Genomic DNA, 15,145 nt, shown 5'->3' with positions numbered 1-15,145 from the left:
TATATACCCGCCTGGAGGAGATCCCGGCAGAATAAAGAAAAACACCGCCGAAAGGCGGTGTTTTTGTATTAGCGAACCAAATGTAAGAAGTGAAGATGCTTTTCATACTGGTCGAGAATATCGTTGATAATCTGTTCCTGATTCCAGCCCATCACATCGTAATCCTGACCGCCTTCTTTCAGGTAGATTTCAGCCCGATAGTATTTATGCTGTTCTGCCTGCTGCTCCTCATTATCCAGCCCGGAGATCGCAAAGGTAGGAGCAACATAACCGCGGAGTCTGACTTCGTAGATGAAGTTAAGCTCATTGCCTAAATCCACTTCGAAGCGAATACGGTCTTCGCCACTGTTGTTGATATGGCTTACGGTGCTCTGTTTGTTCAACTCATCCTGAACCATTGTCATGGCAGGCTGAATGACATCATCCATAAAACGTTTAACCAACGAACGTTTTGGCAGATGGGCGATATTGCGCAGTCTGCGCTGCCACGGAATAGGATTACGCGCAGCGGTAGGTGCAATGGTGGTCATATTCTGGCTGTCGCGCTTGGTGATGTCCCGTCGCAATGCTTTCAGCAATCCGTATATCGATATCAACAAAATCACCGAGAACGGCAGGGCGCTGGCAATGGTCACCGTCTGCAAGGCGCTAAGGCCGCCCGCAATCAGCAACGCAATGGCGACCAGCCCCATCAGTGCAGCCCAGAAAATACGCTGCCAGACGGGCGTATTGCTGGAGCCCCCGGAGGCCAGGGTATCCACCACCATCGCTCCGGAATCTGCCGAGGTGACAAAAAATACGATGACCATCGCCATGGCGATGAACGACAAAATGCTTGAGAACGGGAAGTGCTCAAGGAAATTAAACAGCGCCAGGGCCACATCCTGCTGGACGGTATTGGCGAGGTCCGTCGCCCCTTTCTGCATGATCAGATAAATCGCGCTGTTTCCGAAGACGGTCATCCATAACAGGGTGAAACCCGCCGGGACGAAGAGCACGCCGGTCACAAATTCGCGGATGGTTCTGCCGCGCGAGACGCGGGCGATAAACATGCCGACAAACGGCGACCAGGAGAGCCACCAGCCCCAGTACAGCAGCGTCCAGCCACCTAGCCAGTTGCTCGATTTAGGCTCGTAGGCATACAAATTAAAGGTTTTACTGACCATTTCGGACAGATAACCGCCAGTGTTCTCAACGAACGATTTCAACAGCAGAACCGTAGGTCCCAGCAACAGCACCAGCACCAGCAGCAGCAGCGCCAGGCTCAGGTTGATCTCGGACAGAATACGAATGCCCTTATCCAGTCCCGACACCACCGAAATCGTTGCCAGGCCAGTGATGACCACGATCAGGATCACCTGCACCGTTTCACTAATTGGCACGCCGAAGAGATGATTAAGCCCGGCGTTAACCTGCAGCACGCCATAACCGAGGGAGGTGGCCACGCCAAACACGGTGCCGATAACCGCAAAGATATCGACCGCATGGCCAATCGGTCCGTAAATGCGATCCCCGATAATCGGATACAGCGCCGAACGCAGAGTCAGTGGCAAGCCGTGACGATAGCTAAAGAAGGCCAGTATCAACGCCACTATCGCGTAAATCGCCCATGCATGGAGTCCCCAGTGGAAGAAGGTCAGGCGCATGGCCTGCTTGGCGGCTTCGACCGTTTCCGGGGTACCAACCGGCGGAGAGAGGTAATGCATCACCGGTTCTGCCACCCCGAAGAACATTAGGCCGATCCCCATCCCGGCGGAAAACAGCATTGCGAACCAGGAGTGATAGCTGAAATCAGGTTGGGCGTGGTCGGGCCCAAGTTTAATATCGCCGTAGCGCGACAGCCCGAGGAACGTCACGCTCAGGAGGATCAGCGCTACGGCCAGAATGTAAAACCAGCTGGCGTTGGTGAAGATTTGATTCTGCAGAAGTTTGAAGTTTTTATCGGCCAGATCGGGGAAAGCCGCGGCAAAGGCGACAAGAAGAAATATTAACAACGCCGAGGTGAAAAACACCGGCTTGTTAATATGGTTTTCAGACTTTTTTATTGGGGTTTCATTCTCACTCATAAGCTCATTTATTCCATTGTGTGTTCATTTCGCCCTGGATGGATGAATTTTGTCACAGCCCGATTCTAACAAAAGAAAAGGAGTGATGCCTAATGACCTTAAGAATAAGCTGAATCGCTTCTACGATACCTATAATGATAATCGCTGTTCAGGCTTGTGCCAGGATTTGCTCCGCCGCCGCCAGATCCGCCAGCGTATCAATGTCGTGCACTACCCCGACATCGCAGAGCGACAGCTCCAGAACCTCCCCCTGACGGCATGCGCGGGGCTTTGTTGAATAAATCGGATTTAGATAAAAGCGCTCCTCGTGGCTGACTTCCTCAGGCAATCTGTACACTTTCTGGCATGCCTGCACACGTCATTTTGTTTAAGGCACGGATCATGGCCATAGCCTCTCCAGCCTGCGCATCATAATCCCGAAACGTAAGATGCCCGCCAAACAGCTGTTTGACACGGTACATTGCCGTTTCTGCCACCGAATGTCGATTGTAAGCCGTGTGCCATTTCCAGTACGCATCACTTCCCGTCAGCCATTGCCGGGTAACGGCCTGATTTCTGTCGGCATATTCAGCCGGCCAGTAACCTGCCCGGGTTAACTCCGGGATCAGTATCAGCGCCATTGCGTGAATTTAATACCACCCGGCAAACCATACACAGGGTAAAGGCAGGGCAATAATGATCCTGCGTTCACAGCTGGACGGTCTGCTATAAAGTGAGGTGCAGACATTGTCACAGACTTCCGCGCCTCGCTCATAGCAGTCAGAAAGCGTTGTTGCTGGCTGCTCTGTGCTGTGAGTTCAACTGTTCGATGCAACGCTCAGACGCGCTCAGCGCGTTTCTGACATGTCCTCGTTAAAAACAGTAACAAACCACCCGAAAATGCACGCCAGAAACGCTACGTAAGAATCTATCCTATGCTGGATATGCACTCAACTGAATAACGCCTGGTTTCAGTCTGTTTTATCGGCATCAGCCTTCTTTCTGGGTAATTTCGGAGAGGTCACTTGCTGATTACTTTGCGTGCGTCGCGTGAGCCAGGGCAACCCGATATGGCCGTATCCGCCCGCAAAAAAGTGGCCCTCATCGTCGACTTTTATGAGCAGGACTCTTTCAGAGCTGCCTTGCGAAATGCCTTATTCTGAGGGTGTGCCCCGGTCCATGTCGGACCCTGATCAACCTGCTTCGTTAAATCCGGCCAAGTGATGAAACGCCTGTGCGCCCTGGCTATTTCATCGCGTGGGACCAGCCTGTCGGCAGCCACCATCACGGCGTGACCTTTACAATCTAAAAAAGTGCCGAATATCACTTTTACGGGTATTTCCCGTGCCACATTGTCAGGGCACAAATAGCTTATACGTGATCTGAATTCGGTTATCTCTAAACGTCGCGGCGCATTGTCCCCGATAAACACAAGTATGGAGAGCATATTTTTCTCCTGTTTTATCCGGACGTAAGACTAAATATCAGTATGGTTTTTAATAGTTACAGCCCTAAATAATATATATTATATCAAAATTACTTTGACAGGATAACGTACAGTCATACAGAAAATGACTCCCTGAGTCACAAATTTTCACCTCAGGCTCCGCTTCCATATAGGATATATAACGCTTTCTCTGTAAATGTTCATAAATACAGGAAGATGTCTTTACCCAAAATAAGCGGAAGATAATATTTTGCCTGATATCACCGGGCGCCTCGGGGCTTTTTCAGGCTTACGTAGTACGGATTTTCCCGGCTGGATGGCTTATATATTGCTTTTGATAGGCGCAACCGGAGGCCCTATGTCTGTGGATATGCAGTCACTTTATAAGCACGTTGCATGGTGTGTCTGGCATGAGGGCTTACGCCTTTATGATAATGGCGTTCCGGGCCAACTGAAGGAAGTCAGTTTTCTGCGGAGCAGTTGCCTGAAACTGCTGGCGCATCATGGGGCTGCGGGAGCGCTTATCTCTGCTGCATCTGATAACGAACTGACAGCTGTCATGAGCCAGATAGAATCCCGCGTCGATCGTGAACATAACCTGTCCGGGCATGTCCGGTGGGTGGCTTACCATGCGGCACGGCACGCGGAACTGCAGAACCTTTTGTCAGAGGGCAAACATAATGAAATCCGGTCAATTTATTACCGGCACCTCAATCACAACAGTAACGCCAGGTACCTTTTATCCTGCGTCAGTCACGGTTATCTGACTGTTCTGATAAAGGGGTTATAACAGCAGCCATGTATTACGGGCTCTCTCCTGCGCTGTCCGGACAGCACTACACCGGTAAGCCCGGGATGATATGGCGTGTTCTTGCAAGGATCCAGTGCGTGCCGGGAAACCCCACTGTCCTCCGCTTATGCTCCATACAACCCGGACCGGGTGAACCGCCATGACAACACCGGTTCATGGCCTGACTGGCAGTGGGGCCTGTTGTTGCCGCTCCACGTACGCCAGTTGCAACTTCCGGCCGGTATCACGCGGTGTGATCCTGCTCCCCGCTTTCATCAGAAAATACCCTATATTATTAAGGATGTGTTATGTGGCTATCAGCATTCAGATAAGGCAGGACTTATGCAAGAAGGTTTCTACTGGATACGGCACAACGGCAGGGTTCAGGTAGCTTACTACACCGATGGCGAAACGGAAGACCTGCAAACGGGGCGGATCGTCAGGGGGATATGGTATCTGACGCGGGGTTTCGATATCTGCGATGACGGTGAGGCTGAGGTATTACAGGGTCCGCTGTCGCCACCTCTTTGACAGACACGGGAACTGGCGTTTCGCTTTGAGCCTGACTAGATTTAACTGTGGTGGATCCCCCTGTGCGGCGGGACAATCCGGTTGATGTATGTAAATATGCTTGCGGCTCGTATAACCGGTAACGAGCCACCGGGAGGCACCCGGCACCTGTTTCAGAACCTGGGAAGTGCGTTTTGAGCCCATCCGTCCGGACAGGCTTTTTTATACCCGCTTCGAAACCGGTGCTATGCTTAAACTGTAACCAGGCCATAGCACCTACCCCTTATCCTCATCGGTGTACGGTCCGGGGACATGGTGAACACTTTTTAACATCCTTTACCCATGGTGATCGACTTTTTCTTCAGGTCGATCACCCACACTTTCGTGTTGTACCACCACACTTCGTAATAACCGTCCTCCTGTGTCTCCCTCAGCCCTACCTGCTCGCCCCTGAACGCCTTGCCTGCGCTCAGACTGACACCCTTCACGCTCAGCTTCCCGCTGATATCCACCTTCCTGACCATCACACCCCCGTCGTATTCCGATGGCGTTGTGTGGCTGTTGTACTACCGCGCGGATGGCTGGTAGCGCGAGGCCGGAACCGTCATATCCAGCCCCTCATGGGGCTGTTCGAGGTTATAGGCTGTCCGCCAGTGGTCGAAGGCGCGCTGCAGCTCGCTGCTGTCCGCGAACCACTTACCCTGCAGGACTTCTGCCTTCAGGCGGTGGTGAAAACGCTCCAGCTTGCCCTGGGTCTGCGGGTGATAAGGCCTTGAGTGGCTCACCCGGATCCCCAGGCGCATCAGCCACAGCTCGAGCGCCGTCCAGGTGCCGGTGGTGTCGCCCCAGGGTTCGCCGTTGTCCATGGTCATCCGGTCCGGCAGGCCGTAGCGTTCAAACACCCCGACCAGCTGCTGCTGCACGGTCTCACGCCGTTCATCGGGGCAGTGCATCAGGCATAGGGAAAGCCGGGTGGTCTTCCAGCCAGCGTTTGATCTTGCGGGCCCCCAGCGTTCGTGACGGGAATGGGCCATGCGCAACAGGTCAGCGATGTCGTCTGATGAACGGTTCGGGGAATGACGGGGTGTGCGGGGACGGTCATGAAGACCGGATAAACCGTCGTCAAAGGTTAATTATCTGGCCAGAACCCTGAGCTTCCATCACTGGAAGCACAGCCCCAATTCCCCACAGCACGCCCTTGATGTTAACGTCAATCGTACGTTCCCATTCATCCTGTTTGCCGGCCGCAAGCGGTGAAAGTGGCATGATGCCCGCATTGTTAATCAGAACGTCAACACGCCCCCAGTTATCAAGCGCTGACTGCACGAAATGAGCCATGGACAGTCTGTTTGTGACATCCAGCTCACGCGCTTCAGCCATACCGCCGGCGCTGCGGATTTCTGCTGCAATGGCTTCGATACGATCCAGTCTGCGCGCCCCTAATAGCACTCTCGCACCTGCTTTTCCAAGCTCTCTGGCAATGCCTTCCCCAATGCCACTTGACGCGCCGGTAATTAATATAACTTTATCCATGATGTGCTCCTTCAGTTGAGTTCAGAGAGATGATAGACCTTTATGATTAGTTCCAGTATCCTGCTTTTACTGGACTCAGTGATTAGCAGAATTAAACAATGAAAATTGATCTCAATCTTTTACCTGTTTTTATCGCGGTTGCTGAAGAGCGTAATTTCACCATAGCCGCAGCCCGGCTGGGGGTTACGCGCTCGGCGGTTAGTCAGGGAATACGGCGGCTTGAGGATACTTTCGGCACAATGCTGGTAATGCGGACAACACGTTCAGTAAACCTGACTGAAGCGGGAGAACGACTGCGTACATCCCTGTCATTATCTTTATCCAGCATTGACGCTGCGTTCGAAGATATTGCATCCGACAGCACGCCACGTGGACTTCTGAGGATCGCGGTGACCTCCATAGCTGAAGAGTTTCTTTCAGGTCCGCTGATCGCCTCGTTTGCGGCTGCTAATCCAGCCGTGACGATCGATATTGTCGTGATAGATGAGGAATTTGATATTGTGGCCGCTGGTTATGATGCTGGCGTAAGGCTCGGAGATGTGATCGAGAAGGATATGATTGCCGTCCCGCTTACAGAAAAGCAACGTGAAATGGTGGTTGCGTCCCCATCCTATCTCACTGCTTGTAGCGCCCCTCTTCATCCGCGTGAGCTTGTACATCATCAGTGTATCGGCTGGCGTCCTTCCCCGGATGTTGCTCCTTATCGCTGGGAATTTGAGGAGAACGGGAGAGCTTTCGACGTGGCGGTAGAACCGCGAATAACAACTAATGACCTGCGTCTCATGCTGAGGCTGGCTCTTGCCGGTGGAGGTATAACATTTGCCCCTGAGGAAACATTCAGGCCGTATATTGAAAATGGTCAACTTGTTTCAATGCTTGATGATTTTCTTCCCCATTTTCCTGGCTTTTATCTGTACTTTCCTCAACGCCGGAATATAGCGCCAAAACTACGCGCCCTAATCGAACATGTCAGGCAATGGCAGCAACCGTATGCTTAATGGTAAGCGCTAAATACTTTGTAACGTAAACCAGTTTTCTGAGGACTGACTCATTTAGTTATATGTTATGTTCGCTTCTGGCACAAAACGGACTGTCATTGTCAGGCATTTTGTCAGCGGTCAGTTAATCCAGTCTCCCTGCGTGAGGCCAGGCAACTGCTCAAACGCCCTAATATGGTCGTTACCAGCACGATGCCGGCGCCAATGGTATGCCCGGCGATCGCCGGGCCGTTCAGACCAATCGGCATCCAGCGTCGCTATTCAAAAATACTCAGTTATTACTGATGCCGAAACTGCAGCGTTGCGGGCAGGTAGCGTTGTAGCGTTTCGGGCGTATCGCCCTCGATCAGCTGGCTTATCAGATCGTAGCAGTGCCAGGCCAGCTGGCGATTATCCTGCTGGACAGTGTCGATACGCAGCGACAGCGAATCATAAAGATAGTGATCGTCAAAGCTCGTCAGATGAATATCGGAGTCGAGTAAATGGTGCTGGCTCATATAGCGCAGAACCCCTTCGAGCAGCCCGCAGGCGGCGGTGAATAGCGCCTTAGGCGGCCGCCCAAGGCGCGCGCAGAGTGCGGCAAACATCTCATAGCCGGAGCTGGGATGGTAATTGCCGTTGATCACCCATTCCGGGCGCAGGGCAATACCCGCCTGAGCCAAACCCTGCGTGAACCCGGTCAGACGATCGCGGGAGGGCGACAGACGCGCCTGACCGCCTAAAAACCAGAACTCATCGCTATGCTGAGGCGCGATGCGGGAAATCAGTTCCGCCGTTGGGGTAATCGAATCGGTCATTACCAGCGGCAGCGCGCTTTCATTGGGGCACCGGTCAAACAGCACCACTGGCAGCTGTTGGCTGAGTTTGAGATAGTCGGCATCGTTGTGCATACAGGAAGCGACGATCATCCCGTCGACCTGGCGGGCAATCATATTATTGACCACCACGCTCTCCTGACCGGGGTTTTCATCAGTACAAGAGATCAACAGCTGGACGCCCGCCTCGCGGCACAGCATCTCCAGCTCATGGGCAAAGACCGCAAAGCCGTGGTTGGTGATCTCCGGCACCACCAGCCCGATGGTGTGGCTGCGGTTGTTGCGCAGCGAGCGGGCATGAATGCTTGGCTGATAGTGATGCTTACGGGCAATCGACAGTACGCGCTCACGCGTTTCCTGCGCCACGCGCAGCTCCTTGCCACGACCATTCAGTACCAAGCTGGCGGTCGCTTTGGAGACGCCAGCCTGTTCGGCTATATCTTTAATGGTTACGCGTTTGGTTTTCATTACGACGCCATGAGCCTGAAGCAAAACGCTTATTCTACCATGCAAGTTCGCAGCGGCCAGTAGCAGAATGCGTCCGGCGTGATGCCGGAGAATGTTAGCTGACCGGAGCAGGCCGGGAAGTAGCGGCTGCTCATCACCCCTTCACCGCCGTTTATGAAAATCTCCACGCTCGACTGGTCGATGAAAACACGCAGCGAGCGGACGTTTCCGCGCCAGTAACGATAATGCATCTCGTCGCTGGCGAGACTGCGTCGGGCCAGGCGGAGTCCGCTGGCATCGCACTCAAGGGTTAATACGCCGCCAAAATCGAGGCTCAACATATCGTCCCCGCGGGTTTGCAAATCGATTTCCATCGGTGCCAGCGGCAGGGCGTTCCCCGACCAGCCGTTCGCTTCACCGCGCAGGGCGCTCAGTTCCCGTAGCGGACGCTGATAGAGCTGACCGTTGATAAACTCCAGCTCACGCAGGCAGGTCATCTGATGGATCCAGCCGTTGATGAGGGTCGGCTGAAGCATCTCTTCGCCCTCCGGCACGCCCATCCAGCCGACCAGCAGACGACGGCCATCACTGGTAAGCATGGTTTGCGGGGCGTAGAACTCAAAGCCGGCGTCCAGTTCGTGCAGTTCGCCATGGCTGAAAGCGCCACTAGCGTAATCAAACTCGCCCGCCATCCATACTGCCGGGTAGGTGTTCAGGTAACACTTTTCCTCGCGGGCAATCCCCTGCGGACAGCAGATTAGAATATGCTGGTCGCCGAGAGGAAAAAGATCCGGACACTCCCACATATAGCCGACGTCGTCGAGGCCATTGATGCCGTGGCCGGCGATTTCACTCATACTCGTCCACTGATGGAGATCCGCAGAGCTGAACAGCAGCACCTTGCCGCGCTTTTGCCGATCCTGCGCACCCAGCACCATGTACCACAGGTCTTCGTGTCGCCAGACTTTTGGGTCGCGCACGTGGCCGGTGTAGCCCTCCGGCAGCGGCAGGACCGGGCCGATTTTGCGGAAGGTGCCGTCGGCGCTTTCCCTTGCCAGGCATTGCCAGGCGGTTCGCCCTCCGTCGGCAAACTTCACGTTGCCGGTATAGCACAGGGTAAGCGTACCGTTGTTATCCACCGCGCTGCCGGAGTAGCAGCCGTTACGGTCATACTCTTCGTCCGGCATCAGCGCAATGGGCTCATGCTGCCAGTGCAGCAGATCGGGGGAGCTCCAGTGCGCCCAGCACTTAAACGTATGATCGCAGGCGAGCGGGTTCCACTGATAAAACAAGTGATAGCGTCCGGCAAATTCGACAAAGCCGTTGGGGTCGTTCATCAGCCCGGTGACCGGCGCAAGGTGCCAGCGCGGATAGTGGCTATCGGCCAGCGCACGTGGCTGGCCCTGTATTACGGCCTGCAAAATCGCAGGCAGTCGTGATGGAAGAGACATTATTCAGCGTCCGTTTTGTATTTCAAAACCAGGGAGACCGTAAAGGCGACGCCAAAGGCGATAACCATCCCGATAATGTAGTTCAACAGCGAACTGGCCTGCACGATGGCCATGCCGGGGATCGCTGTCAGGCCGACCGCGGTCATGTAGACGTGTACAGATACCACCCATGCGCCGCCCGCCGCACCACCAATCAGCGCCGCAATAAATGGCTTCACAAAGCGCAGGTTAATACCAAAAATCGCCGCCTCGGTGATGCCCAGCATGGCGGAAAACGCCGAGGGCAGAGTAATGGCTTTAATTTTTGCATCTTTGGTTTTGAACCACACCGCCAGACAGGCTCCGCCCTGAGCGACGTTGGCCATCGCCCAAATCGGCAGCAGGAAGTTGACGCCGATGGAGGGATTGCCCAGCAACCCGGCTTCAACCGCATGGAAGCTGTGATGAATACCGGTAATGACGATAACTGAATAGAGACCGCCAAACAGTAACCCGGCGAGCCAGCCGGCGTGGCTAATCAGGGTGCTGAGGACAAACGAGATACCGTCGCCCAGTGCGCGACCGGCCGGGCCGATAATCAACAGGGCTATAAAACCGGATATAATCACCGTCAGGAACGGCGTCAGGATCAAATCCAGGGCATCGGGGATTGCGCGACGCAACTGCTTCTCAACGATGCTCATAAACCATACTGCCAGCAGTACCGGGAACACCGTACCCTGATAGCCGATCATGGCAATTTCGAAGCCGAAAAAGTTCATGGTGTGGAAACCCGCGGCCACGCCCCAGGCGTTAGTCAGCGCTGGATGAGTCAGAATGCCGCCAAGCGTCGCGCCGAGATAAGGATTACCGCCGAATTCGCGGGCGGCGGTAAAGCCAATCAGAATCGGCAGAATGATAAATGCCGCCGAGCTGCACATATCCAGCATGATGTAGATGGCGTTGCCCGGGTCAACCCAGCCGTATGTTTTGACCATTCCCAGCAGGCCCATCAGCAGACCAGAGGCGACGATGGCAGGGATTATCGGCACGAAGATGTTTGATAGCAGGCGGGCGATGCGCTGGAACGGATTGAGCTTTTTTGCCGCGATGTCGGCGGCTTCCGATTTGCTGGATTCGCTAATACCCGCCGCCTGAGTAAAGGCAGCGTAGACCTTATTTACCACCCCGGTGCCGAAAATAATCTGCATCTGTCCGGCATTACGAAAACAGCCCTTCACCCCTTCAACTTTGCCGATGGCCTGCTGGTCGGCCAGCGAATCATCGACCAGCACCAGGCGCAGGCGCGTGGCGCAGTGCGCGGCGCTGGCGATATTTTCTTTGCCTCCAAGAAGCGGAAGCAGCGAGCAGGAAATCTGTTCAAAATCCATAGTACCCTCTTAAGGCTTAAACATTTTTATGTTGTCGTCCCGCGTTCACGGGAGCGCTTTTTCTGCGTCTTAGCTGAGCCCGGGGTGACAAAGATGCTCTGACCCCCGGCTATTCCTGTCATCAGGCGTAAGCCGTCAGAACCAGGTTTCCATCTGCACACCGAAAGACCATTCGCCGCCCGAGTTAAAACCGTCACTGCCCAGGGCGTCATCGCTGGCGTAATTATTCAGTTTTTTGCTCCAGTCCATCCAGGAGGTATAGAAACGAATCTCCGGGCGACTGAAGAAATCACCGATACTGCCGACCTTAAATGTCGGGGCGAAGGTGAGCTTGTAGAAGCTACCGTTCACCGCCTGACGATCGTTATAACCTTCGGGTTTAAGATCCATGTACTGGTAGCTGCCTTCGTAGGCGAGAGCGAAATTCTGATTGATTGCCTGAATCAGACGCAGGTTGAATGTTGCCCACTGATAGCTGTCGCCATCGGCATAGCGGTCTTTACTGCGTTGCGCCAGCATTGCCGGGGCAACAGACCAGTTTTCGCTGAGCGGCGTGGTGCCGTAACTGGCAATGCGCCATGTGTCGGCTCCCGGACGAAGTGCGCCATCAGATCCGATACCTTTAACCTCTGCGCCCAGACCATGACCATAAAGCAGAGCGGTTTTACTGCTACCGTCGCGCAGGCCGTAGAAACTGTCGTTATGCAGGCCGAGCAGCGCATGCACGCCGGTGTTTGCCGCATCGCCTTTTACCAGATTGCCGTTGCTATCTTTACGCTCGTCGTTATCCTTCGCCCGCAGACCGCTGACCATCATCTGCAGCGGACCTGCGAAGTGATTCATGGTGAGGATATAGTTCTGCACGCTGTTGCTGGAATCATCAATGTCGCCGAAGTTACGCCCGTACAGGGAGAAATTACTCCGCAGGCCGTCGTTCCACTTCACGTCATAGATACCACCACCGGTACCGGCGAGGAACACGACATCAGAGTCAATCCAGTGAATATCGAAATTGTCGCGGTCGAAACGTTTCCCGGCCCACAGGGTGGAGCCCTTAAATGGCCCAGCGAACGTCGGCAGGTTACCCAATTCGACAAAGGCCTGACGAACGTTCAGATCGCTGGTGCTTGCAGTCCAGTCGTTATAAGAGGTTTGCCCGTCGGCGACCATCACCTTAAAGCGGGTCGTGGCCCCATTATCCAGGGTCTGCTTATGTTCAAGATTCATTTCAACATAGGTATCGGCCTGGTTTCCCAGACGGCCGATAGCTCCGCCGGTTTCACCTGCCGGCGTTATGTAGGCTCCGGATTTGGTGCTGGCGCCGGAATCATTCATTATCACGCCGGAGCGGGCGTAACCGTGAAACTCAAATCCGCTTTTGTCATCGGCTTTTTTCTCAAGTCTGGCGGTACGCTGAGCCACTTCCTGAGTCGAGTTCTGGTTTTTTTGCTGCTGCGCGGTGAGTTGCTGAACTTTTTTCTCCGCCGCCCCGGCGCGGTTTTCCGCCGTTTGCGCCCTGTTTTCTGCCTCCTGCAGGCGTTTTTCCAGCGCGTTGAGTCGGGCTTCAATGGTGCTTATATCCGTTTGCGCATGGGCTGAGGCAGCGCTGGTTAGCAAAGCGATAAGCATCGCAAGTGTGCTTTTTCTGTACATGCTGTTGGCATCCCAAAAGTAAAAATGGAAAATTATAATTTTTGCTAAACCGGTTTAGGCGCTATGTTAAGCCCGACCTTTGTTTTTCTTAAAACAAATATGCTAAACCGGTTTAATAAATGTGATGCATGCAACAAAGTGAGCCGCGCAAAGCGGCTTTAAGGATTAAAACTGACGGTTGAGATCGCGCTGATAGGGCAAGGCGGTCATCGCACCTTTGGCTGTGGTGGCCAGGGCGCCGCAGGTCTGTGCAAGCGTGAGTGTCGGTTCCAGTGCGGTCATGTCCGTTGGCATCCCGTTAGCCGCAAGGCTGGCGAGCAGTCCGGCGACAAATGCGTCTCCCGCGCCGGTGGTGTCCACGCTGGCCACAGGCCGGGCGTTGAAATGGGTAAACTTCTGCTGAAACGCGGCAAGCACCCCCGCTTTGCCCCGGGTCACCAGTAGCAATTCTGGCTGATAGCGCTCCGTTACGCTGGCGATTCCGTATGCTAAATCATTACTGCTGCTGATGAAGACCAGCTCCTCTTCCGATAGCTTTACCACGTTGGCCATGTGCAAAGCGCGATCGAGGCAGGCTAGCAGCAAAGCCTGATCCTGCCAGAGATCGGGACGAATATTAGGGTCAAAGCTGACCCGACCGCCGGCAGACCTGATGCTCTCCATCGCCGCGAAGGTAGTGCTACGGCTGGGCTCGGCGCTGAGCGCGATGGAGCAGACGTGCAACCACTGTCCGGCGGCAAACTGTGGCAGGTCTTCTTCAACCAGGAACAGGTCCGCGCTGGGGCGTACCATAAAGGTAAAGGTGCGTTCCCCCTGGTCGTCAAGGTCGACGACCACAGTGGACGTGCGGTGCTGATCGTCGAGATACATATGGCTGACGTCGACCTGCTCCTGTTGCAGGGTATGACGCATGTAGCGGCCAAACGGGTCACCGCCGACGCGGCCGATAAATCCGCTGTTGCCGCCAAGGCGGGCAACCCCTACCGCCACGTTAGCCGGCGCGCCTCCAGGGCACTGCAGCAGGCGCCCTTCGCTCTCCGGCAGCAGGTCCACCACCGCGTCGCCCAGAACCCAAACTTTTGCATTCATGCTAAAACCCTCCAAAGCTAAACTTAATTAAACCGGTTTAGCATATTAAATCACAGTGACCGAGTGGGTGGAACGTTCCAGCCGGAAAAGCGCGGCTCATGACATAAAAACGTGAGCCGCCTTATGAAATAGCGTTGATTTGACAGCTGTGAAGACTGACGTCCTGGACACAAAACGTTACTGAGCGAAGAAGGCCAGACGTTATCAGGTCGGTCATGTATGACTGCGGGCACTGCTTGCCAGAGCCGTTCCCGGATGAACTGGCGGATGAATTCAGATTAGTGAATTCGATGAATTCGGTTTTTTTTAGAATTATCGGTAAACCAATGAGTCGCGATATTTCCCCTGCTAATGAGTTCTTCTGAAGGCGCCATCAAACCTGTCGAGGTTTAGATACCTTGAACCGGCATAGAGGCGCGGCCGCTAGCCTAAACTGGATTTATTCCGTTCGGTGGCACCGTAGCCCGGTGAAGCCGGTAAAGGAGCAGAAGGGATCACCTGTCCCCACCCTTGCCCTATAAAGCGTTAATCCACTTAAAGCTATTCAGACGCTGAATTACGCGGCCGGAGTGGTCCCGACAAGGCGAAGCCGCTGCCGGGGCGTATCTCCGAGTTAGCGCCGATTGAGGCGCTTACGAGCGTGTATTCCTATACTTACCGGTGCACTATTTACAGCGGCTCATAACCTAGTTACAACATCCATCATTAAAAGCGACACTACTCCCGGGCTTCGCCCGGGGCGGCGGCGCTATTCAGGGTTAGTCTGGGCTCAGTTGTTGCCGCTGTGCACGGAATTCGATTATTGGTTGAGATGGGCTCTCTGATTCATATTTGTGAGGGTATTTCAGGTTGCAAGGGATGTAACTCTATTCTTATGTATGTTGTAACTATAATTTAAAAAAACTCATGGTCTTCTTAGGATCGTCAACAAAGTTATCGGTCCTGATTAATCTATGCGTCTTGTTTTTCCCGCCTCGGATTGAGCGTGATGCTATCT

Annotated in this window: 10 protein-coding genes and 5 pseudogenes; 4 read left to right on the top strand and 11 right to left on the bottom strand. The window is 54.1% G+C overall.

Annotated features, from left to right (window positions below):
• Positions 1-68: 68 nt before the first annotated feature.
• From ACSVHP_RS22470 to ACSVHP_RS22460, 3 genes and pseudogenes are all read right to left on the bottom strand, one after another.
• Positions 69-2,066, bottom strand: coding sequence for a BCCT family transporter (locus ACSVHP_RS22470; protein ID WP_062779882.1), 1,998 nt, complete (start codon positions 2,064-2,066; stop codon positions 69-71).
• Between the two features lie 148 nt (positions 2,067-2,214).
• On the bottom strand, positions 2,215-2,403 hold the full coding sequence (locus ACSVHP_RS22465; RefSeq protein ID WP_062779880.1) for a hypothetical protein: 189 nt from the start codon (positions 2,401-2,403) through the stop codon (positions 2,215-2,217).
• Positions 2,387-2,653, bottom strand: a pseudogene (locus ACSVHP_RS22460) (IS5/IS1182 family transposase); the annotation flags it as partial. The gene ACSVHP_RS22465 and the pseudogene ACSVHP_RS22460, both read right to left, overlap by 17 nt.
• On the opposite strand from ACSVHP_RS22460, the pseudogene ACSVHP_RS22455 reads away from it, so the two are divergent.
• Positions 2,652-2,742, top strand: a pseudogene (locus tag ACSVHP_RS22455) (helix-turn-helix domain-containing protein); the annotation flags it as partial. The pseudogenes ACSVHP_RS22460 and ACSVHP_RS22455 overlap by 2 nt on opposite strands.
• A gap of 274 nt (positions 2,743-3,016) precedes the next feature.
• Here ACSVHP_RS22455 and ACSVHP_RS22450 read toward each other — a convergent pair.
• Positions 3,017-3,106, bottom strand: a pseudogene (locus ACSVHP_RS22450) (hypothetical protein); the annotation flags it as partial.
• Positions 3,107-3,850: 744 nt separating this feature from the next.
• On the opposite strand from ACSVHP_RS22450, the gene ACSVHP_RS22445 reads away from it, so the two are divergent.
• Positions 3,851-4,282, top strand: coding sequence for a hypothetical protein (locus ACSVHP_RS22445; RefSeq protein WP_103181191.1), 432 nt, complete (start codon positions 3,851-3,853; stop codon positions 4,280-4,282).
• A gap of 342 nt (positions 4,283-4,624) precedes the next feature.
• Positions 4,625-4,813 carry a hypothetical protein gene (locus tag ACSVHP_RS22440; protein WP_103181190.1) on the top strand — a complete coding sequence of 63 codons (189 nt, stop codon included), beginning with the start codon at positions 4,625-4,627 and terminating at the stop codon, positions 4,811-4,813.
• A gap of 305 nt (positions 4,814-5,118) precedes the next feature.
• Here the strand turns inward: ACSVHP_RS22440 and ACSVHP_RS22435 are convergent.
• Together ACSVHP_RS22435 and ACSVHP_RS22430 are read right to left on the bottom strand one after the other, a co-directional pair.
• Positions 5,119-5,913, bottom strand: a pseudogene (locus ACSVHP_RS22435) (integrase core domain-containing protein); the annotation flags it as partial.
• 4 nt (positions 5,914-5,917) lie between these two features.
• Positions 5,918-6,325, bottom strand: a pseudogene (locus ACSVHP_RS22430) (SDR family oxidoreductase); the annotation flags it as partial.
• 98 nt (positions 6,326-6,423) lie between these two features.
• Between ACSVHP_RS22430 and ACSVHP_RS22425 the strand changes: the two are divergent.
• The gene (locus ACSVHP_RS22425; protein WP_062779780.1) at positions 6,424-7,323 is read left to right on the top strand and encodes a LysR family transcriptional regulator; all 900 of its coding nucleotides are present in this window, start codon (positions 6,424-6,426) and stop codon (positions 7,321-7,323) included.
• A gap of 278 nt (positions 7,324-7,601) precedes the next feature.
• On the opposite strand, the gene ACSVHP_RS22420 is transcribed toward ACSVHP_RS22425, so the two are convergent.
• The 5 genes from ACSVHP_RS22420 to ACSVHP_RS22400 form a co-directional block, all read right to left on the bottom strand.
• Positions 7,602-8,606 (bottom strand): LacI family DNA-binding transcriptional regulator, encoded by a 1,005-nt coding sequence (locus ACSVHP_RS22420; protein ID WP_000851062.1) that lies wholly within the window; start codon positions 8,604-8,606, stop codon positions 7,602-7,604.
• Between the two features lie 29 nt (positions 8,607-8,635).
• Entirely contained in the window at positions 8,636-10,036 is a 1,401-nt protein-coding gene (locus tag ACSVHP_RS22415; RefSeq protein WP_062779778.1) for a sucrose-6-phosphate hydrolase, read from the bottom strand.
• Positions 10,036-11,406: a sucrose-specific PTS transporter subunit IIBC gene (locus tag ACSVHP_RS22410; RefSeq protein ID WP_000345203.1), complete on the bottom strand. Its 1,371-nt coding sequence runs from the start codon at positions 11,404-11,406 to the stop codon at positions 10,036-10,038. Before ACSVHP_RS22410 ends, ACSVHP_RS22415 begins: the two co-directional genes overlap by 1 nt.
• A 135-nt stretch (positions 11,407-11,541) precedes the next feature.
• The gene (locus ACSVHP_RS22405) at positions 11,542-13,059 is read right to left on the bottom strand and encodes a carbohydrate porin (RefSeq protein WP_001393599.1); all 1,518 of its coding nucleotides are present in this window, start codon (positions 13,057-13,059) and stop codon (positions 11,542-11,544) included.
• A gap of 165 nt (positions 13,060-13,224) precedes the next feature.
• Positions 13,225-14,148, bottom strand: a complete 924-nt coding sequence (locus tag ACSVHP_RS22400) for an aminoimidazole riboside kinase (protein ID WP_000992321.1) — start codon at positions 14,146-14,148, stop codon at positions 13,225-13,227.
• Positions 14,149-15,145: the final 997 nt, after the last annotated feature.

The sequence above is a fragment of the Enterobacter sp. 186315 genome, from assembly GCF_053290175.1.
The sequence above is the reverse complement of the archived record's forward strand: the minus strand, read 5'-3'. Positions and strand labels throughout refer to the sequence as shown.